Below are 19,479 nucleotides of genomic sequence, written 5' to 3' on the forward strand. Positions count from 1 at the left end.
CAGCCTGACTCCAGATCGTACCTGTTCACCGCAACAGTTCGCCCGACCCATTGCGAAGAGGGCTGCGATTTATTTGTAGGGTGAATTCTGTCTCACGGGCATGTTTAGAAAGAACTGATGCAGGGAGTCCTCAGCACGTTTCCACCACCCCCCGCCCGGGCTTCTTCCAACGAGATGAGAGGCCTCGAGGCCAGTTTCTTTTCGCCGTCGTAAATTTCCAGACTGCTCACGATGGTACCCATGGCGAGAGGGTCCATGAGAGGGTGGTCGATTTTGACGCGAACTTCGACTTTACGATTCCGATCCTTTGGCAAGGTCAGGGAGATATCATCCAGCGACCTACGTGCAGCGTACGATCTATCCCTTTCCAAAGAATAGGCTCCGACAGGACCTGACCGGCCTTCACATAGACCATGCAGCAACCCGCAGCCTCCGAGGCCTGTCTTCAAGCCATCCACGGGCTCGTCCTGCCACAACAGCAAATTTCGATTGGGTTGGCGTATGCCATTCCAGGTGAAGTGTTTCTGCTTATAGAGCGAGTAGTAAGCCGACTCATCGTTGATGATCGTCCGTGCGAGCTTCGCCATATCTAGCGCTAAAGAATAATGTTCCGGCGCAGGAAGACCGGTAGGGTTCTTGAAGTGCTTGTCGCGAAGCCCCAGCCGCTTCGCTGTGACGTTCTAACCTGGCGAGGCTGTTTTGATCGCCGGCAATATGCTCGGCGAGTGCGACGCTGGCATCATTGCCCGAGTCGATGACAATTTCGCGCAACAGGTCATGGATGGCAACCTTACTTTGCGGATCGAAGAACATGCGCGACCGCTCGGTGTGCCAAGCGTTTTCACTGACGGTGACTTCATCGTCGGATCGTAATCGGCCGCCCTGTACCTCATTGGTCGCGACGTACACGGTCATCAATTTGGTCAGGCTGGCAGTCAACGATAGGTTCAGCTCGGGGATTGCATTAGCCACTGGTTCACGGCTGGGCGGTCACGACCAAGTGCTCGTGAATCATGGAATTGGCTGATGAAATTCGCAGTCTCTGTTGTCACTGCTGGCTGGCCGCTTCCGGCCAGAAGCAGACATTCAGCTTCGAAGGCATGGGCTCGTCAAGCCGTCTTGTGCAGGGTATGAGACGAAGCAGAGATGAACACCAATATCAGGTTATTCACAACATATTTTTGAAAAGAAGAAATAGGCTATCCCAAAGCCGCACGAAAAAATTCGCTTCTTTAATTTCTTCGAGCGCTGTAACTGGGATCTCTCGCAATAGTTGACCATTCAAACTCACCTTCATGAGCCCCACCTGCTGACCCACGGCGATTGGGGCGGATAGTGGCTGAGGGATATCAAACTGCGTTTCGATATCTGGTACTGATCCTGCAGGTACTGCAATAGCAGACGGAGTAATCCCAAGTTTGATAAAGTCCTTTTCACCTTTCCATATTTTCATAGTTTCATATGTGCTGCCCTTGATATCGAGCCTGACAGCATTGTAGGCGCGGAAGCCCCAGTTCATTAACTTCTGGGTCTCATTAACTCTTTTTCTGTCACTCGCCGCGCCAAGTACCACGGCAACGATTCGCCGCTTTCCGTAATCACCAAAGTTTCTTGCGGCCGATGCCACAAGGCAATATCCAGCAGCATTCGTGTGGCCGGTCTTCAAACCCTCAACGGAGGGATCACGAAACAGCAGTTGGTTTCGATTGGTGTCGTTGGATGATGGAGTGCCGGGGTAGTAATAGTGTTTGATAGAGAAATAGTGAGCATACTCAGGAAAATCCTGAAGGATTCTGACGCCCAGTATGGCTAGGTCGCGTGCCGTGGTCAGGTGTCCAGGCGTCGGCAACCCATCCGGGTTTTTGAAGGTCGTGTTGCTCATCCCCAGTAAGCGCGCCTGGGCGTTCATCACGGATACAAATCCATCTGTAGTACCACCTAACGTTTCTGCTAGAAGATTGGTAGCGTCGTTGCCGGATTGCACAAGCATGCCCTTGATGAGGTCGTCCACCGGCACATGCATTCTGGGGTCGATGTACATGCTTGAGCCTGGCTTCCTCCAAGACGTATCGCTAACCGCGATCCGCTGGTCCAGGGCAATCCTGTTTTCTTTGAGGGCTTGGAACACCAGATAGGCGCTCATCAACTTTGTGGTCGAAGCGGGTTCGACGCGGACATCCGGATTGCGGGCGGCGAGAATTTGTCCGGAGTCGACGTCCACTAAAATATAATTTCTTGCTTCGATAGAGGGAGGTGCGCTAAGGGCGGCTGCGGCCAAGGGAGATGAAACGAAAGTAATATAACAGAAAAGCGTAAGTATCGATTTCACAATATCCCTTAATTAATAAACTTGTTTTGTGGTTTTGATCAGTATTTACCGAATTTAACGAATTGGCATATGCACGTTCGAACAACTCGATCCCACTCATGCCTGCTATGGCGATATCTGAGAAGACGACATGAGAATTTTCTGGATTAGGCGAGTGGGCGATAAGCGCTTCGTGCTCACCAAGCACACAGGGATTTGTGCTGATCAATAAGCCGCACGATCGCCAGCGGCCTTACTGCTCTGAGCCGACGGGTATCTAGACCGGGCCGGAACGTTCTGCGCCAACGGTGCCTGGGGCTGCTGGTAAATTTTGACTTTGGCTACTCGGTACATTTCTGATACGAAGGACATCTTCAAGTACCTCCTTAAAAATCGGTGCTGCAATCGCTCCCCCGAAGTAACCCTTGGCGGAGGGCTCGTCGACCCATACAGCCATAATGAACTCAGGTGCATTGGCCGGAGCGATACCCACGAACATGGCTCTGTAGGTATTATTTTGATATCCGCCACCGGATGCCTTGCGAGAGGTTCCACTTTTACCCGCAATGACATAACCTTCGATAGCTGCGCGCTTTCCGCCTGCTCCAGGTCCATCGACTGCATGCACCATCATGTCCAAAATACTGTTGGCGACCTCCGGGCTTATGACATTGCGGGGTTGCTGTGCCTCACCTTTGATGATCGATAATGGAACCAGGTTTCCATCATTGGCAAAGACGGTATAAGCCTGAGCAAGTTGAGCCAGATTGACCGATAAGCTGTAGCCGTACGAAAGGCTTGCTGTGGCGATATCTGACCATACTTGCCTGGTTGGAACAGTCCCAACACTTTCCCCCGGAAAGTAGATCGAGGTGTTCTCTCCGAATCCCAGCTCGATCAATAATCGTGAAATGGCTGCTCCTCCCGTCGGAATCGCAACCTTGCTCATACCCACATTAGAAGAGCGGCGAATAATGCCCGGTAGGTCTAACTGTTTGTCCCTGCCTACATCTCGAATCGTATATCCGTCAATCTTGACGAAGCCGGGTGCTATTTGAATGATTGCGTTCTTGTCAACGATGCCTGCTGTCAGAACGGCGGCCATGCTGAATGGTTTTATGACTGAACCTGGTTCATATATATCCGTAAATACACGATTCCGGATGGCGTTCGTGCTTAAGCTTTTACGCGCATTTGGGTTGAACGAGGGCATTGTGGACAGTGCTAATATCTCTCCGGTTTTGGCGTTTATAAGAATGGCACTTGCCGACCGGGCAGCATTCTCCTTGACGCTTTTCAGTAATGCTTTTTCAACGTAGTACTGAAGCGTGGAGTCAATGGTTAAAAACAGATCGTCTCCGGGTATGACGGGCTTGTGTACAAGGATTTCGCTGGTGAGTCGCTTGTGTAAGTTTAAAGTCCGTTCTTCCAGACCGGCCGTGCCGGAAAGTTGATGATTGTACAGTAGTTCGAGGCCTTCAATGCCTTTTTGGTCAATGTTGGTAAAGCCTAATGTCTGAGCCACCATCGAAGACTGCGGGTAATATCGTTTGTACTCATGGCGTTCATAGATGCCGGGGATCGACAGTTTTACTACTTTGCTTGCAATCTGTGGATCAACCCTTCTGGCCAGGTAAGCGAAGGACTTGCCTTGGGTGTTCAAGCTCAAATGGCCAACCAGCGAGGCATCAATATCAAGATGCTCGTTTAATAGTATTGCCTGCTGTTTGGTTGGGGCGAACTGTTTAGGGTTTACCCATAGAGTGCTGACGGGTGTGGAAACCGCCAAGGGTTCATTGAATCGGTCAAATATGGTGCCGCGAATGGGGACGGTTTCAATAATTCGCGTGGAGCGTTTGCGGCCTTCGTTATTCAGAAATTCATGAGAGAAAATCGCGAGGTAAGTAATTCTCGCCGCAAGTACCATTGAGAAGGAGCAAAAAATAGCTAAAACAATCGTGAACCGCGGATTTTGCCCTAGGAGCCTCATACAGCATTCCATTTAAACGTACGGCAAAAAACCATCTTAACTAACTTATTATCATTTTGCTTTGTAATATCAAGAAACGATTTTTCAAATGCGGATTGATTTCCAGCATATTGGGTGCTGTGGTCTTGAATCGGATGATGATCACGCTGAAAACCCGGTCAGTCCTGGCTCGCTAACATTTCATTGCTAATTGATGAATACCTGCATATAGCTGGTGAACTCTTCATTCTTGTCGATGGTGTCTAAGATGCCACGAACGTTGTCGACGACATCGGCTGAGCCACGCGCCTCAAACCAGTTTGACAGCTCCATGATCGTGGCTTCAATGGCGAACAGGTCTCGTGCGAGGGCTGACCAGCCGACTATATCAATGAATTTAATCGGAAAGTTGCTTCGTTCTCCAGCGGATCAAATCGACTTTGCAGGAACTTGCAGCATCTCCAGAGCCCGAGCCCCCCATGGAGGCGTCACCTTCCCACTGACACTGTGCATCCTTGAACTTCTCGAAAGCCTTCTGAGAAGCGAGCAGCGAGGTAAGGGCTTTGGCCGTTGCACTCGAATCGATCGCCTTTGTATCAGCTTCCATTTTTTTGTAGGCGATATTCATTTGTGACGTGGCTTCGCGAGTCATACGCTCAAGGCAAGGCTGCAACGCTGTCCGGGGCTGAACGCCAACGATTTTGTAGCATTCGTTTAATACTCCAGCTTGATCGTCGCCGGCCACATCAGGTTTTGCGGGTACTTGAGCGAATGCCGTACCAACGGCAAATGAAGTCGCTACAACAACCACAGAAATAAGTTTGTTCATTTTTTTTATCCTTTTGCGTGCATTTTCGAGGGGCAAAAACAAGCTTGAATGCTAGGCCGATCGGGTGTTGGGCCGCAGGATTGATAACGTTGGTGTTTGGTATCGCTCATAATTTCAGGCTTGTACTGCATCTTAGGCAAACTGTTCATCCAGTTAGGAACAAGCGCCAGCAACAGTTGCAGCGTCCGGGAAATTAGGTATATCGGCCAAGCTCTGGCCGACACCAAGCAATTAGGTCTCGACTCGTGTGCCGGCGTCTAGACTGCCTGAAGCTCGCCTGATTCAGAAGCATCGAATACCAACTGGCTTCTTGGAGAAAAAAGCACAGACGACACAAGTTACTTAAACGTATTCAATAATGCCTAGCTGTTTAGCCATGAATAATTCATTTCGCTCAACAATTTCCTCAATAATCTTGCCATCTGCATTAAATCGAAAGTACGTTAGCGCTGTCCACTCGAGGTCTTTTCCTGCGACATCAAATCCGTGCCACGTGTTAGATCCTTTGGCCTGGTGCTTCAATGCCACTACTACTACATCTCCAGCAACAATTTCTTTCTGGAAGGTTGTGCATATCGATTCGTATCGATCAGTAACATTCAGGGCCAACGCCTCCTTAAAAAGCCGTACTCCCATGATAGGAGTAGCGCACTCCGGCCGATGAACTACAACATCGTCCGCAAAGTAATCCGTCACGCGATTTACATCCTTTCCATCAACGCAGAATTTAAAATAGTTTCTTACTACTTCCAAATTAGTGCTCAATTTTAATTCCTATCAATTCGCCTTCAGCTCGGAAAACCTCTGCTGCAAGGGATAGAGATAGGTTAGTAGTAGCAATTACAATGAAAAAGCCTAAAACTGGAAATGACATTTTCGCTCAACGGAATAATACTGATGGATCGCTGGACTGAATATGAACTGTTTGTGACGATCACAGAGCTAGGCAGTTTGAGCAAAGCAGCAGAGGCGTTGGGCCTGTCCAATGCCGCTGCTAGCCGTCACTTGGCTGCGCTGGAGGATCGCCTTGGGGCTAGGTTAATAGAGCGCAGTACTCGTCGACTGTTTGTGACAGAGGTAGGAAAGGACTTCTACATTAACTCCAAGGCCGCGCTACAGACGATGCAAGGCGCCACAGACGCAGTCTCCGCGACCAAAAGCCACCCAATGGGTGTGTTACGCATCACCGCCTCTTTATCGCTGTGTTTGCAGCATATATTGCCCCTGCTGCCAAAATTCAATCAGCAGTACCCCGATGTTCGCTTGGACATCGTTGCTGAAAATCGCTACTACGACATCATTGACGACAACATAGATGTGGCGCTTCGGACTCGTGAAAGTGAACCTGATACAAGCTTGGTGGTTCGACGCTTGACCGACACTCGCCGCATGCTAGCCGCATCGCCTGATTATTTGAGCCGTTATGGCTCGCCAAAACACCCTAAGGCTTTGGCTGACCATCAACTCCTGCTTTACACCTACGCCACCGCCCCTTATGAAATGTTTTTTCAGCGAGATGAGGAGTCGATCACGATCTCCACAAAGGCGTCGCTTGAGTCCAACGACGGTCAGCTCTTGCGGGCCGCAGCACTGCAGGGCTTAGGGATTCTTGCCCAACCCACGTATGTGATATACGACGATATTGTCGCGGGACGATTAATTCCAGTTTTAACCGATTGGAGCCTGCCCAGATTAGCAATCAACCTCGTTTATACGTCCAGGTTGCATCTTCCTGCGAAAACGCGTGCATTCATTGACTTCATCGTCAAAGAATTTCAGCATTTAGACTAACGCAATGTGAATCTCCCTTGACGTCCGAGACACATCCAATGACTGCTATTGGCCGATTTCTGCCTGTCGCCATCGGCTGAAATCAACCCATAGCGGCCACTCGATCCCAAGGGGTTGCAGAATCCGATGACTAGTTCGTCGACCCTCGTTGCGGCGTTGTCCAGCAGTGTCGGTTGCTGAGGATTCAGCTTCGCTGGTCTCCAACGGCAGGCAACCCATACGCGACATCGAATGCGTTCTTCGCGCAGGGCAACTGGAATCGGCCTCACGCCAGCTTCGACGACCTCTTATCTATCTCGCCGATACGACTGGACAAAGTGCTGGGCTCATACAGCTAGACGGTCGTGCGCGATCCCTCGCCCTTACCGCGTGCGGCTGCCGGCCCTGACTCGGGCGCTGACTGAGATTGCATCCGTGCCTATCTGCCGCTGCCGTCGCTGGGGCTTCCACCGCGGCCGCAGGGCGGACCATCCGCGGTATCGCCGTTCAACACCTCCAGGTAGCCCTCCTCGATATTCAGCCGCTCGACTAGAAAGTCGACGAAGGCACGCACTTTCGGGGACTGCACCTTACCGCGCGGGAACAGCGCATGCAGGTCGAGGTCCGTGCCACGCCAGCCGGGGAGCACGCGCTGCACCAGACCCTGCTCGACGAACGCCCGCACAAAGACGTCACTGGTCAGCATCAGGCCTTCTCCATCCATCATCACAGTGCGAAGGGCGCTCGGATCGCTGGCGATCACGACGGGGTCGACCGGGACCTCGCGCAGCTTTCCGTTTCCATCGTCGAGGGTCCAGGCGAAGCCGTGGGCGCTTCGGTGATTGGTCTGCACGGTTGCCCGGTGGTGGATCAAGTCGTCGGGATGCAGCGGCTCGCCGAAACGCTCGATGTAACCGGGGGTGGCGTAGATCGCGGTACGGAACACGGCGAGCTTGCGCGCCGCCAGGTTGGAATCCGCCAGCGTGCCCACGCGCATCGCCACGTCGATTTCGCCGGCGATGATGTCGACCTGGTCGTTGCTCAGCAGCAGTTCCACGCGAACGTCCGGATGGCGTGCGTGGAATTCGCTGAGTAAGGGCGCGACCCAAGTGTTGCCCACCGGATGAGATGCAGTGACGCGCAGCCAGCCTCGTGGCCCGCTCTGCAACTCACTGACGGCGCTCTCCGCCTCGTCTAGGTCGCGCGCAATGCGCTGGCAATGCGCGAAATAGATGTTGCCCGCCTCGGTCAAGCCGAGCTTACGGGTTGTGCGATGCAGTAGCTGCGCACCCAGTCGCTCTTCCAGCTCCTGCACCTTACGACTCACGGTCGCCTTGGGCATGTGCAGCGTGTTCGCGGCAGCCGTGAAGCTGCCCAACTCCACAACCTTGACGAATACCAAGGTGTCATTGAGATCTCGATTCATGGAGCATCCTAGCGATTATTCCATTGGTGGAACAATTATTCACAAAAAAGCCGACTAATCGGCTGGCAGCGGCTGGACTAGATTGGTCTCAACAGCAAACGAAGGTCACTGCCTCCACCGCTGAAGCTAAGGATATGAACATGAACAGACTAACTGACAAGACCGCAGTAATCACTGGTGGCGCGACCGGCATCGGTCTCGCGGCGGCAAAGCGTTTCATCGAGGAAGGCGCCTTCGTCTTCATCTACGGCCGTCGGCAGGAAGCGCTCGACGCTGCCGTGGCCGAGCTTGGACCTAAGGCCCGCGCCATAACGGGCTCGGTCTCCGATGAGGCCGACCTAGACCGACTCTATGCGGCAGTGAAGGCCGAGCGCGGAACCCTCGACATCCTCTTCGCCAATGCCGGCACCGGCGGCCCACTCAAGCTGGGCGAGATCACCGCCGCCCATATCGACGAAACCTTCGAAACCAACGTGAAGGGCACCATCTTCACGGTCCAGAAGGCGCTGCCGCTGATGGGCGAAGGCGGTTCGATCATCCTGACCGGATCGAGCGCCGGCACCACGGGGGCTCCCGGATTCACCGCCTACAGCGCGAGCAAGGCGGCCGTGCGCAACTTCGCTAGGACCTGGGCGGAGGATCTGAAGGGCACCGGCATCCGGGTCAACGTGCTGTCGCCTGGCGCGACGGCAACCGAACTCGCGAAGGCGGCGCTCGGCGAGGAGGGCCAGAAGGCCTATGGCGCGATGACGCCCCTGCTGCGCATGGCCGAGCCCTCGGAAATCGCGGCGGCAGCGGTGTTTCTCGCCTCGTCGGACAGCAGCTTCATGACCGCGAGCGAAGTCGCTGTCGACGGCGGCCTGGCGCAACTCTGACCCACGACGCCTCGGCGCTCCGTTCGATGGTTCGGAGCACCGCAGGGTCTGCTCAATAACGAAAATCAGAAAGGGAAAATAGATGAACAACCATAGTGCACAAAAATTGGCGGGGAAAATTGCGGTCGTGACCGGTGGAAGCAGCGGGATTGGCCTGGCCACGGCCAAGCGCTTCCTTGAAGAAGGTGCGCACGTCGTGATCACTGGGCGAAGGGAGGACGAACTGAAAGAGGCGGCAGCGACCTTGAAGGGAAACGTTACGACGGTCGTGGGCGACGTGTCCCGCCTGGAAGATCTGGACCGGCTCTTTGCTGTCGTGAAAGAGAAGCATGGTCACATCGATGTGCTTTTTGCCAACGCGGGCGCGGGTACGGTCGCGCCACTGGAGGCCGCTACCGAGGCTCATTTCGACCAGACCTTCGACGTGAACGTCAAGGGCACCTTCTTCACGGTGCAGAAGGCCCTTCCGCTGTTCAAAGACGGCGGTTCGATCATCGTGACCTCTTCGGTCACCAACGTCCTGGGAACGGCTGGATTCAGCGCTTACGGCGCAAGCAAAGCGGCTGTGCGCAACTTCGTGCGTGCCTGGACGATGGAGCTGAAAGATCGCCAGATCCGCGTGAATTGCATCAGTCCCGGGCCCACCGAGACGGGCGCTTTGCAAAAGACCGCAGGCCTTACCGCCGAGCAGGCCAAGGAAGCGGCCGCCCAGTACGCCTTGCAGATTCCCATGGGTCGCTGGGGCAAGCCGGAGGAAATCGCGGCTGCCGTCGTATTCCTCGCCTCCGAGGAAAGTTCGTTCATCACGGGTATCGATCTTCCCGTCGATGGCGGCCTGGCGCAGGTCTGACCCCAATGCGGTCCCTTGGCTGACCACCCTAGCGGCAAGCCGTGAGGCCGTGCTTATTCAAGCAGGATCCAACCCAACTCAGAGAAAACTCCTATGACCTATTCAATTATCGGCTTCGGCCCTATCGGCCAGGCACTGGCCAAGGCGTTTGCCCGCAAGGGCATCGAAGTATCCGTGGCCACCACGCGCGACCCGGAAAGCTTTGCTTCCGTCGCCGCTGCGATCGGTCCCACGATCCTTCCCAAAACACTGGCGGAAGCGGTCAAGGCTGACATCATCTTTTTGGCCGTCCGTTTCGACTCGCACCAGGATGTCGCCAACGCGCTGTCGACCTGGAAAGGCAAGACCATCGTCGATGTAACCAACACCCAAGTGCCCCCAGAGGAACTGGGAGGACAGCCTTCTTCCATGGTCGTTGCGCGGTCCTTCACGGGTGTCACGGTGGTCAAAGGCTTCAACCATCTGGGTGCATCCGTCCTCGCCCAGGATCCGGCCGTTCATGGCGGCAGGCGGGTCGTGTTCCTGGCCAGCGACGATGACGAGGCCGCGGCCGAGATCGGTGCGCTTGCAGAAAATCTCGGTTTCTCGCCGGTCCAACTTGGCAGGCTTTCCGAGGGCGGGCTGCTGGTCCACGCACGCGGAAATAGCTGGGGTCGACTGATCTTCAAGGACCTCGTCACTTTCGCCGGTTGAGCAGGACGTACCCAACGACAACAACACAACGAACGCGCTCGGGTCGAGCGCAAGTCGACTTGATCGACGCGGAGAAATCCCCATGAATACCGAGAAAAACGTCCAGACCGTGAAGGACTTCTTTGCGGCCATTGGCCGCGGCGACAAGGACGGTCTGCTGGCGCTGGTCGCCGAAGACATCGAGTGGATCATCCCGGGCGAAGACTGGCCTCTGGCCGGTACGCGCCACGGTCACGCGGGGCTTGCGGATTTGCTCGCGACCGCATCCAGGTCGATGGAGACGTCCACCGAGCCCCGGGAGTTCATCGCGCAGGGAGACCGGGTGCTGGTCGTCGGTTTCGCCAAGGGCAAGATCAAAGCCACCAACAAGACGTTCGAAGATGACTGGATCTTCGCCATCACGGTCCGCGACGGCAGACTGACGAAGATCCGCGAGTACATTGACACGCAGGCACTGGCGCGAGCCTCGCAGATCGACGCATCCGGGCTCACGTAGCAAAAACCGTCTGCGGCCCCTCGCCATTGGAATACCAAACCTTGAAGGAGACTCCCATGTACGACCCATCCAAGGCCCAGTCGCTGCACCGGATCGACCCCGCCTCTGTCCGGAACGAGGTGGAGGCGGCCGGCTTCCTGCTGGACGCGGAAAGCAACATGCTCGCGAACAAGGATGATCCGCGATCAATCAAGGTGTTCGATCCCCCGATCAAGGGCGAGACCGATCGCTTCGTCTACCGGTTTGTGAAGCCGTGACGGCTGCCAGCGGCCAAATGCGGTCGTTCACAGGTACCTACAGAATTAGAGGCGAGTCAGTGCCGGACAGTGGGGATTCTTCCCCAATCGCGCTCCTTAGTGTTGAAAGTCATGCGACTTGTGCTGAATCCTCCAGCTCTGCTTCACGCTTGGCAATAGCCACTTCCAACTCCGGGGAGCGCTTGGCCCATTGCTCGGCCGGCAGTGTTTTGGACCATTCTTTTATTTCCGGGGCGGTCAAGTCAGGCGGCGGAACCAGCTTGCGTTCTTGCAAATAAAAACCCAAGGGAGCACCTAAAAAAACAGTGAAGAAAACATCATTAATGGCAGATTTAAAGTCTCCCTTGGCAGCAGACTTCAATGCGTCAAACAAAATGCTAACGGTCCAGCTGATCAAGCCCTTTTTGCTGTTCTCTCCCTCGAAGTTGCACTTCGGAACGGCTTCAGGCCCAACCTCCATGTAGCTGCGCATGCACTCCCAGAGACACATGGCCGTTTCGCCGCCGCCGCAACTGAATCCCAAGCTGAAGTCTCGTTCCTTCTCCGGTGCATCTGGGTCGGGATTGCGAAAGCCTACGACCAATAGGCCTTGAGTAGTTTTACCGTGCTGACCGACGGAGTGCATTGCTACCGCTTGAGCAGTAACCTGCTCCCAAGGGACGATCCAGTAACGTCCGTCATTGAATGGCACGCAGACCTCGCGGCGCTGGCGGTTGAAGCGTACAGGTAGCGGCACGGGCTTAGTCAGCCCATGTAAAAGGATCAATATCGGAATACCAACTAGCACCAACGACAATAGGGCTGTTCCCACCAGCCTCTCGCCATTTCGCTCTATGTAGATCATGAGTAAACAGAGCATTATCACCGGCCACAGCACCATGACAGCAGAGCCAATGCTGTAGGAGCCAATATCAAGATATACCTCGTTCTTGCGCCAGATAGTATTGAGTACATCCTTGGGTGTTTGTCCGGTTGGAACGGCAAGTGGTGCTAGGTAGTCCTCCCGCGAGAGCTCACCCCTGCGGCTGTTGGGCGAAGGTGAAGTCATACCTTTTCCTTGGGTGTCAAATAGCTTGAGTTCTGCTGAGGGCCTAATCGATGAACGATGGCCCGATCCAATTCAGGAGTCGGTTCGCCGGAACGTAAAGTGATGATTTCGCCGTCAGGGCTCAGCAGGCCGCCATTTGGCGATAGTGTATAGGCTACGCCTTTGGCGCCGCCGATGGTAGCGCCGACACCCGCGAGCAGCGCCACCGGACTGAGGTAACACAGGCGTAAGGATAGTCGTGTGAGAGGTTGTGGGAAGCTTCCGCTCAGGCGCAGCCCCTGACCCGCATCTACCGGAATCCAGTTGCATTCGGTGGCATTCAGCCAAGTGGCTCCGAGGTCTGTCGGTGTTCCCCGGGTGCCAGTACCCAAACCGGCGGAAACAGGGGTTAGGTTGCCACTCATGGCCAAGTCGATTTGTGCTGCGCCGGGGGCTGCACCGGGTAGATCAATTGTCAGTTGGCAGATTCCATCCTGTGTAATCGTGTCTCCCAATGAACCACCGATACGCACTTCGCGCGTCTCCATAGCTAGACGGGGCTGGTAGAGCAGAATCATCAACTCGTTGATTTCATCTTGTTGGGCCTGAGGTGCGATGTCTTTGTTAGTTTTGGCCCGGCGATGGGACCAGCAGCAGTTGGCAAGGTAGCTTTGCAATGGGCTCGCTTGGCGGAACCAAGCGAACAGGTAAAGCCCCCCGAGCGCCACCAGCAACAGATTCAAGGGGCCCATGCCCAAGCGGAAGCGGCGTATTGCTATTGGAGTGCTGATTGTATTGGCTAGACGCAGGCTGGTAAGGCTAAGGCCTAGTAGTCCCTGCGCGAAGTACACTGCAACTTGGCCGGTCACGGCCACTTGCTTGAGTCTGAGCCAAGGATCGACATTCTCTTGAGCACTTTCGATCTGACTGTTCAATGAGTTCCATTCGTTGTACGCGGCAAACCCTGACAAGCCTCCCACAATCGCGCCGAATAGAGTTAGCGTCGGTGCAGTAAAGGAGAGCTGGCCTTTAGCTAAGCTAACCTCATTCATCCCCTTCCCTAAAATCATCCAATTCTGAATCACCGCCCCGAACGCTGCCCCTGCGTACAAATACGCTGACATGCTATCCGCATGCCGTTGCGCATCGCTGCCTTCCAGAGCAGCTGCCTGCCCGGCATAAGTGCCGGCGTTGAGAATGTTGACCACCAGCGCCGCCAGCGGCAGTAGGCCACCCGAGGCTTTGATCGAGGGTGCGTTGACGATGCCGTTGACGCGACCGAGGCTGATAGCCTGAGCGGTGCTTCGGGTCCATTGGCCGAGGGCTTCAGCGTTCTTGCCGACCAAGCGCCAGACCTTGATACCGTTCTCTACGCCCTGCACAAGGCGGGTGTTATCGCCGAGGCGGATGACCAGGAATAATCCCATTGCCATCGCCGTGCCTTTGCTTGCATGAATCAAAGACGCGCCGAGGCGGGTCATAGTCGCCGTCCAGGCACCTTCCAGATTGCTCGTTAACCGCTCGATATTGCGCAGGGTGTCCGCGTCCAGAATCTTGAGCGCGGCTGCGCGGGAATCGGCAAGGTTTTCCAGACTGAGCGCCGTGACCAGTTCGTTGAGGCGTGAAGTGTTGTTCACCGCCGCTTCGAGGCTCGGACTCCACGCCTGGAACACCAGACGCAGCAAGCCGGGGTCATCGCTGCTCACGTAATCGGCAAACTGTTTGGCGCCTTCGCTCCGGCTGCACTGAGCACTAAGGCAGGCGACCGTCAAACTTTCAAGCCAAGTGAGGTGTTCTTCGCTGCTCTGGTCGACAAACCAAGTACCACTGTCGTTGCGTGGCAGGTAGTTTTTGCGATCGGCGTACAGCAATTGATGGCGTTTTTCGACCTGTTTGAAGTGCTGCGGCGCTTCCTGATCCAGCCAATGGTCCATGCTCGCCAAGTCGATGTATTCACCAACCTTGGTTCCGCCGCCACCTTCCAGATTGCTGACTTTTTCCTGGCGATAATCCCGCACAACCTGTTGCGCTTCCTGATGCAATTCGCTTGGGATGAAGCTGCGCACCTTGTTCAGTACGGCTTCTTCTCGGGATCGAACCTCTGCCAACAGGCCATCCGCTTGGGCATGCCCATACTGTCGGCCGCGTTGTTGGTTGATGCGTGTTTCTTCCAGCATCAGAGTGTTCAGCTGCTTCTGACTGTCGATCAGGGTGTCGCCCTGTTCCGGTGTCAGTTGCAGATTGTGTTCGCGATACCGGTAGTTGAGCAGGTTGGCAACTTCGCCACCGTCTTCGGTGACCATGTTGCGGATAAAGCTGCCGATGGTCTGGCGCAAGCTATTGTCGGCTACCCACTCTTCGTGTTCTGCCTCGACCTTGTTCTGTTCGTGGTCGATATCCCGCAACACCCCCAGATCATCATCCAGCGCAGCAAACACCGCATATAGCAGAGCCGACTCGCTCTTGGCTTTGTCCAGCCAGACTTGCGTAGGTGCCAGTTCCCAAGGAGTAGCGCTCCAAGTCCCAGGCTCGACCACGGCCTCGCCCGGTGGTTGCGTGCCGGCCGCCTGTTCGCGTTCGCGCAGAGATTCCGAGCTGGCGGAGTAGGCTTTGATGTTGTCTTGAGTGGGCGAGGCTTGCGCCGTTTTGCGTTGTTCTTTCACGCCTTCGCGGTCAGTCGCACCGTTCTTCTGATGTTCATATGCGAGAGTTTTTTCGCGCACTTTCGGCATGAGTTCGGCCACCAGTGTCGGGGCTTTTTCGAGCGGCGGGCAGTGTTTGGCCGACAGGCGTTTGGCGACGTCAGTGAGGGCGATCTGACGCATACGCTTGCGTCGTTCACCGTTCTTTTTCAGGCGCTCGCAGACGTCTTTGCCCAATGGCACTTCGCTGTAGAGCATCCACGCGTCGGTGCTTTTGTTCAACGCGATTCCGGCGTTTTCACCGGTCGTCAGAGCAGAGTGGGGTTGCGTCAGCGGTTGTTCAACCAGCAAACCATCAGACGCGACGGCGTAGCGTTTGAGTGGTCCTTCGGCATGCCATAGATAGACGTAACCCGCGCGCAAGCGGCGCAAGGCCATCGGGTGGCTTTTGGTCGGGCTGGAAGGCGCGAAATCGGCGTGTTCAGCGGCCTGTTCGGCCATTGCGTAGCGGCTGGGAACCACGAATATTTCGGGTTGGCGCGCAGGGCAGGTAGTAGCCGGGCTGGACAACTCTTCGTCGCCGAACTGGCATTGCGCTGCCTGATCGGCAGCGGCCAGGTTGCGGTTTTTATCGAGTGGTGCGGTGGTCATGCAATGGACTCCTTGTCAGTCAGCAGCCAATGGCGATGCAGTTCTACCAACAAGGCATCCAGGCGTTGTGTGGCGTTGAGCGTCGACTGTTGAAGAATCTCGCGGTAGGCCTGATGTTCAGGCGCTTGGGGAAACTCGGTCCCGTGCTCGGCAACCAGAGCAGACCAGCGTGCCACTTCGTTGGGCGCCGAGTAACCGTGGCTGGCGGCGCCTTCACGGCAAAGCACCGCCCATTGCTGCTGTTCGACGGCCGAGCGCTGAGCCAGGCAGTCGGGAAAGTAAGTACGAACGTGCTCCAGCAACTGTTGATCAAACATTTCCAGCTTGCCTTGATTGAGCCGTTGCAACTGTTGCTCATCGAGGTAAAGCCACGGACGCTCAGCATATTGCTGGGCGCTTTGGCGATCCTGCTCACGAACGATCCACTGTTCTTCCTGGCCTTCTCGCGCTGGCAGGCGTACGCGTCTGATCGGGCCCATCATGTGATCTTTTTCCCCGGGGTTCAGGGCCGGCAACCAATGGCGCATGACTCGCGGGTCGTAGTAGCGAAACAGCATTGACGCTTCACCGGTCACCCGCGCGTGGATGAGGCTGCGCAGATGTTCAGTCAATTGCTGTAGAGGCGCATCGCTTTCGATGATGAGGCCAGCATCGTTTTGCCAGTCATCAGTGAAGGCCTTTTCAAGTGCGCTGTTGGCGCGCAAGACGACCAGCGCAGGGCCGACATCAAATACCTCTTGGTAGGACGTTGCGTGATATAGCCATTCGACAACAGGGCTGTCGTCCAGACTGTACAAACGGGCCGGAAGGTTTTCGATCTTTGCTCCATCCAGAAGCAGATAACGCGTGGCACCGGGGATCATTTCATCGCCTTCAGTTTTTGGCATATCTCGCAGACCGGCTGAGCCGTTGTGGCCGCCCGTTTCAGGGTTTGACGCAACGCCGGCCCCAACAACAGCCCGGCCTTGTCGCTGTCCGCCTGCTTCAACGGCCCCGGCAACAACGGCGCAGCGCCCGTGCCGCTACCCGGACCACCACCGGAATTCATGTTGATCACCGGGCCGCTCATAGTCACGCCGCCAGCATCAATCTTGATGAAGCTGCCGCCACCGATCAGGGTAAGTTCGGCGCCGGCTTCGAGCACGACTTTCATACCACTGCTCAGGTGGATTTCCTGACCAGCATCGATGAACTGGCCGGTGCCGACCTTGATGTGTTGGTTAACGCCGACCGTGAGGTGGTCATTAGCGCGCGCCTCGACCTTGCGATCCGCATAAACCGTGTGATGCTCTTCAGCCTTGAATTCCGTGTAGCTGTTCTGCTCAACCGTATCGTGCCGCTCGTTCCCGACGCGAATCTTCTGGTCGTGCTCGACGTTCTCATCCCAATCGCGCTGGGCGTGCAGGAAGATCTGTTCCTGACCTTTCTTATCCTCGATGCGCAGTTCGTTGTAGCCGCCGCCACCCTTGGAGCTCAGGGTTTTGAAGGTGCTGCGGGTTTTGTTCGCCGGCAATGGATAGGGGACGAGGTTTTCCTTGTGGTACAGGCAGCCGCTGATCAGCGGTTGGTCGGGGTCGCCTTCGAGGAAGGTGACGAGCACTTCCATGCCGATGCGCGGGATGGCGATGCCACCGTAGTGGGCTCCGGCCCAGGCGGAGGAGACGCGTAGCCAGCAGCTGGTTTTGTCGTCGGCCTGGCCTTCGCGGTCCCAGTGGAACTGGACTTTGACGCGGCCATATTGGTCGCAGTGGATTTCTTCACCTTTTGGCCCAGTGACTACGGCGCTTTGGCTGCCGAGGATTCGCGGTTTCGGGTGATTGAGTGGCGGGCGGTTCGGCACGTCCCACGGGGTGGCCTGGAAGCGGTTGCGATAACCTTGGTGGAAGTCATCTTTGAGCGCGGTGGTGTCGCTGGTGACCGACTCTTCCAGCACTTGTGGCTGTTTGCCTTCGTGGAAGATTTCGGTGAGCAGCCACAGGTCGTTCCATTTGGCTTTTGGATGTTCGGTCAGCGCCAGGAAGTGGCCGCTGACGAGCAACGGTTGATCGCTTTTGCCTTCGGCGAGCCGGAAGTCGCTGCGGTGGCGTTCGAGGGCGCGTTTGGCCAGATGCTTGCCGCGCTCGCGGTCGATGAAGCGACCTGGATAGTCGTAATCTTCGAGGTCGGGCAAGGCGTCGCCACGGTTTTCCGCTTCGAGGGTCAGGCGTGGTTTTTCGAAGTCGTAGTCGCGGCGGGTGGTGCGGCTGGTGCGGGTTTCCAGGCGCAGGTCGAAGCGCTTGATTACCGGGTCGTTGGCGACCATGCCGGAGTCTTGCAGGTAGGCCACTGGCGCAAGTTTCGGGAATACCGTCTGGTCATCGCCGAACACAAGCTTGTGCGCCGTGGTGCTGTGCTGAAAGTGGTAGTGGATACCTTCTTCCTCGCACAGACGCTGGACGAATTGCAGGTCCGACTCATCGTATTGAACGCAGTAGATGCGCTCGGGATACGTCGCCCCGAGGGTGAACTCGTAGGCGTTGCCCTGCAGGCCGTGCTCTTCGAGGACCTTGCCGATGATTTTTGGCACGGTCATGTTCTGGAAGATGCGCTGGTTGATGCGGTGCGCCAAGTAGGACAGTTGCGGGCGCAGGGTCACCGCGTAGCGGGTCAGGCGTTTGCCGGAATCACCCTGGGCGGCGCGATAGATCTGGCCATGGATGCCGCTGCCGTCAGGCGAGAGCTGCAAAAAGGCCGGTTTGTGCAGGAGCGTTTCGAGGTCCAGGGACGGCTGTTCACTGACCAGCTCCACCTCAAACACAAAGGGCTGGCTGATGGCTTCCCGGCCTTGCAGGGCAAGGACCTGTAAGTCGTTGGAAAGGCCTTCGATAGTCAGGGCAAAGTGGGTCTGATTGGCCGGCGCGAACATCCCTTGTTCCTCGTGCAGTGCTGCGGCGTAAACCAATACCCGATCAAAGGATCAGCAGACGCGAAATTCTGGAAAGGCGTAAACAACATCGACCAGCAGAGCTGGCCGATGCGTAAAGCGGTCAGCCGCGATTAAGCGACTGGTTGACGCCAGTCATCGGAACCCGAAGTACCGGATACTTCGTGGGTCCAGGTGATTTTGCGGTAGGTGAATTGTACTTCTTCCAGGTGCGTGAAGTGGGAGTTCGACGGATCCTGGCAGTTGTGCATTTTGTTGTTGATGGCGACGATGATCGCGTCTTCCAGTTTGGTGGTGTAGTAGTGCTCTTGGGTCCCTTGGGCCGAAGTGCGGTACCACTGGATAACGATTTCGCTCATGCGCTCGCCGGAGGTCAGAGCAGCTTGCAGCAGTGGCGAAGCCTTGTCGTAGACCTTGGTGATCACAACTGGTTTGTGAACGCGCTGACCGGTGGGTTGGCCGGACTGTGGGTCACGCGGGATGATCACGTCGTGGCTGAAAGCCTGAACCATGACCTGGTCTTCGTGACCTTCCTGGTAGGTGTTGCCAACGGAGTCAGCGGTGAATGCGCCAGCAGTGATCAGGCCTTGTTTTTCGCCAGTGACGGACATGTATGCAGGTGTTGCCATGGGATGCTCTCCTTGCTTGATAAATAGAGGTGCCCGGAGGCGATATCGCCCGGTGGGTGCATAACTGTTATCAAGGGCCGTGCCAGAAATAGTGAGGGCTATATAAACCGCGGGGATGGCCGAGGTTTTTCAAG

16 protein-coding genes and 1 pseudogene are annotated in these 19,479 nt (G+C 55.8%); 6 read left to right on the forward strand and 11 right to left on the reverse strand.

All coding sequences use genetic code 11. The annotated features are described in order from the left end of the window. Positions 1–69: 69 nt before the first annotated feature. The 5 genes and pseudogenes from BLU01_RS28455 to BLU01_RS18725 all read right to left on the reverse strand — a co-directional run. Positions 70–933, reverse strand: a pseudogene (locus BLU01_RS28455) (D-alanyl-D-alanine carboxypeptidase family protein); the annotation flags it as partial. Positions 934–1,168: 235 nt separating this feature from the next. Further along, entirely contained in the window at positions 1,169–2,329 is a 1,161-nt protein-coding gene (locus BLU01_RS18705) for a D-alanyl-D-alanine carboxypeptidase family protein (RefSeq protein ID WP_269457987.1), read from the reverse strand. A gap of 256 nt (positions 2,330–2,585) precedes the next feature. Then, positions 2,586–4,298: a peptidoglycan D,D-transpeptidase FtsI family protein gene (locus BLU01_RS18710; RefSeq protein WP_092278308.1), complete on the reverse strand. Its 1,713-nt coding sequence runs from the start codon at positions 4,296–4,298 to the stop codon at positions 2,586–2,588. Between the two features lie 376 nt (positions 4,299–4,674). Then, positions 4,675–5,106 (reverse strand): lysozyme inhibitor LprI family protein, encoded by a 432-nt coding sequence (gene umoC / locus BLU01_RS18720; RefSeq protein ID WP_092278312.1) that lies wholly within the window; start codon positions 5,104–5,106, stop codon positions 4,675–4,677. Positions 5,107–5,448: 342 nt separating this feature from the next. Further along, complete coding sequence (locus tag BLU01_RS18725) at positions 5,449–5,871, reverse strand: ester cyclase (RefSeq protein WP_092278314.1); 423 nt, start codon at positions 5,869–5,871, stop codon at positions 5,449–5,451. A 132-nt stretch (positions 5,872–6,003) separates the two neighbouring features. Between BLU01_RS18725 and BLU01_RS18730 the strand changes: the two genes are divergently transcribed. Further along, a complete protein-coding gene (locus BLU01_RS18730; protein ID WP_092278316.1) occupies positions 6,004–6,897 on the forward strand; it encodes a LysR family transcriptional regulator in 894 nt (297 codons plus the stop codon). A 418-nt stretch (positions 6,898–7,315) separates the two neighbouring features. Here the strand turns inward: BLU01_RS18730 and BLU01_RS18735 are convergent, their stop codons facing one another. After that, positions 7,316–8,302 (reverse strand): LysR family transcriptional regulator, encoded by a 987-nt coding sequence (locus tag BLU01_RS18735; RefSeq protein ID WP_092278318.1) that lies wholly within the window; start codon positions 8,300–8,302, stop codon positions 7,316–7,318. Between the two features lie 140 nt (positions 8,303–8,442). Here BLU01_RS18735 and BLU01_RS18740 point away from each other — a divergent pair, with 140 nt between their 5' ends. From BLU01_RS18740 to BLU01_RS18760, 5 genes are all read left to right on the forward strand, one after another. Further along, positions 8,443–9,177, forward strand: a complete 735-nt coding sequence (locus BLU01_RS18740) for an SDR family NAD(P)-dependent oxidoreductase (RefSeq protein WP_092278320.1) — start codon at positions 8,443–8,445, stop codon at positions 9,175–9,177. Between the two features lie 82 nt (positions 9,178–9,259). Next, a complete protein-coding gene (locus tag BLU01_RS18745) occupies positions 9,260–10,027 on the forward strand; it encodes an SDR family NAD(P)-dependent oxidoreductase (protein ID WP_092278322.1) in 768 nt (255 codons plus the stop codon). Between the two features lie 93 nt (positions 10,028–10,120). Then, positions 10,121–10,720 carry an NADPH-dependent F420 reductase gene (locus BLU01_RS18750; protein ID WP_092278324.1) on the forward strand — a complete coding sequence of 200 codons (600 nt, stop codon included), beginning with the start codon at positions 10,121–10,123 and terminating at the stop codon, positions 10,718–10,720. An 82-nt stretch (positions 10,721–10,802) separates the two neighbouring features. Next, entirely contained in the window at positions 10,803–11,216 is a 414-nt protein-coding gene (locus tag BLU01_RS18755) for a nuclear transport factor 2 family protein (RefSeq protein WP_092278326.1), read from the forward strand. Between the two features lie 56 nt (positions 11,217–11,272). Beyond that, the gene (locus tag BLU01_RS18760; RefSeq protein WP_197675563.1) at positions 11,273–11,473 is read left to right on the forward strand and encodes a hypothetical protein; all 201 of its coding nucleotides are present in this window, start codon (positions 11,273–11,275) and stop codon (positions 11,471–11,473) included. Between the two features lie 109 nt (positions 11,474–11,582). Here BLU01_RS18760 and BLU01_RS18765 read toward each other — a convergent pair whose 3' ends face one another. The 5 genes from BLU01_RS18765 to BLU01_RS18785 form a co-directional block, all read right to left on the reverse strand. Then, the gene (locus tag BLU01_RS18765) at positions 11,583–12,521 is read right to left on the reverse strand and encodes a DUF6708 domain-containing protein (RefSeq protein ID WP_092278328.1); all 939 of its coding nucleotides are present in this window, start codon (positions 12,519–12,521) and stop codon (positions 11,583–11,585) included. After that, positions 12,518–15,793 carry a toxin VasX gene (locus BLU01_RS18770; RefSeq protein ID WP_092278330.1) on the reverse strand — a complete coding sequence of 1,092 codons (3,276 nt, stop codon included), beginning with the start codon at positions 15,791–15,793 and terminating at the stop codon, positions 12,518–12,520. Before BLU01_RS18770 ends, BLU01_RS18765 begins: the two co-directional genes overlap by 4 nt. After that, positions 15,790–16,680, reverse strand: a complete 891-nt coding sequence (locus BLU01_RS18775) for a DUF4123 domain-containing protein (RefSeq protein WP_092278332.1) — start codon at positions 16,678–16,680, stop codon at positions 15,790–15,792. Before BLU01_RS18775 ends, BLU01_RS18770 begins: the two co-directional genes overlap by 4 nt. Beyond that, positions 16,653–18,698: a type VI secretion system Vgr family protein gene (gene tssI / locus BLU01_RS18780; protein WP_092278334.1), complete on the reverse strand. Its 2,046-nt coding sequence runs from the start codon at positions 18,696–18,698 to the stop codon at positions 16,653–16,655. The genes BLU01_RS18775 and tssI overlap by 28 nt, the downstream gene beginning before the upstream one ends. Positions 18,699–18,829: 131 nt before the next feature. After that, the gene (locus BLU01_RS18785) at positions 18,830–19,345 is read right to left on the reverse strand and encodes an Hcp family type VI secretion system effector (RefSeq protein ID WP_054051032.1); all 516 of its coding nucleotides are present in this window, start codon (positions 19,343–19,345) and stop codon (positions 18,830–18,832) included. Positions 19,346–19,479: the final 134 nt, after the last annotated feature.

Origin of the sequence: Pseudomonas prosekii (assembly GCF_900105155.1) — a bacterium.
GTDB lineage: Bacteria > Pseudomonadota > Gammaproteobacteria > Pseudomonadales > Pseudomonadaceae > Aquipseudomonas > Aquipseudomonas prosekii.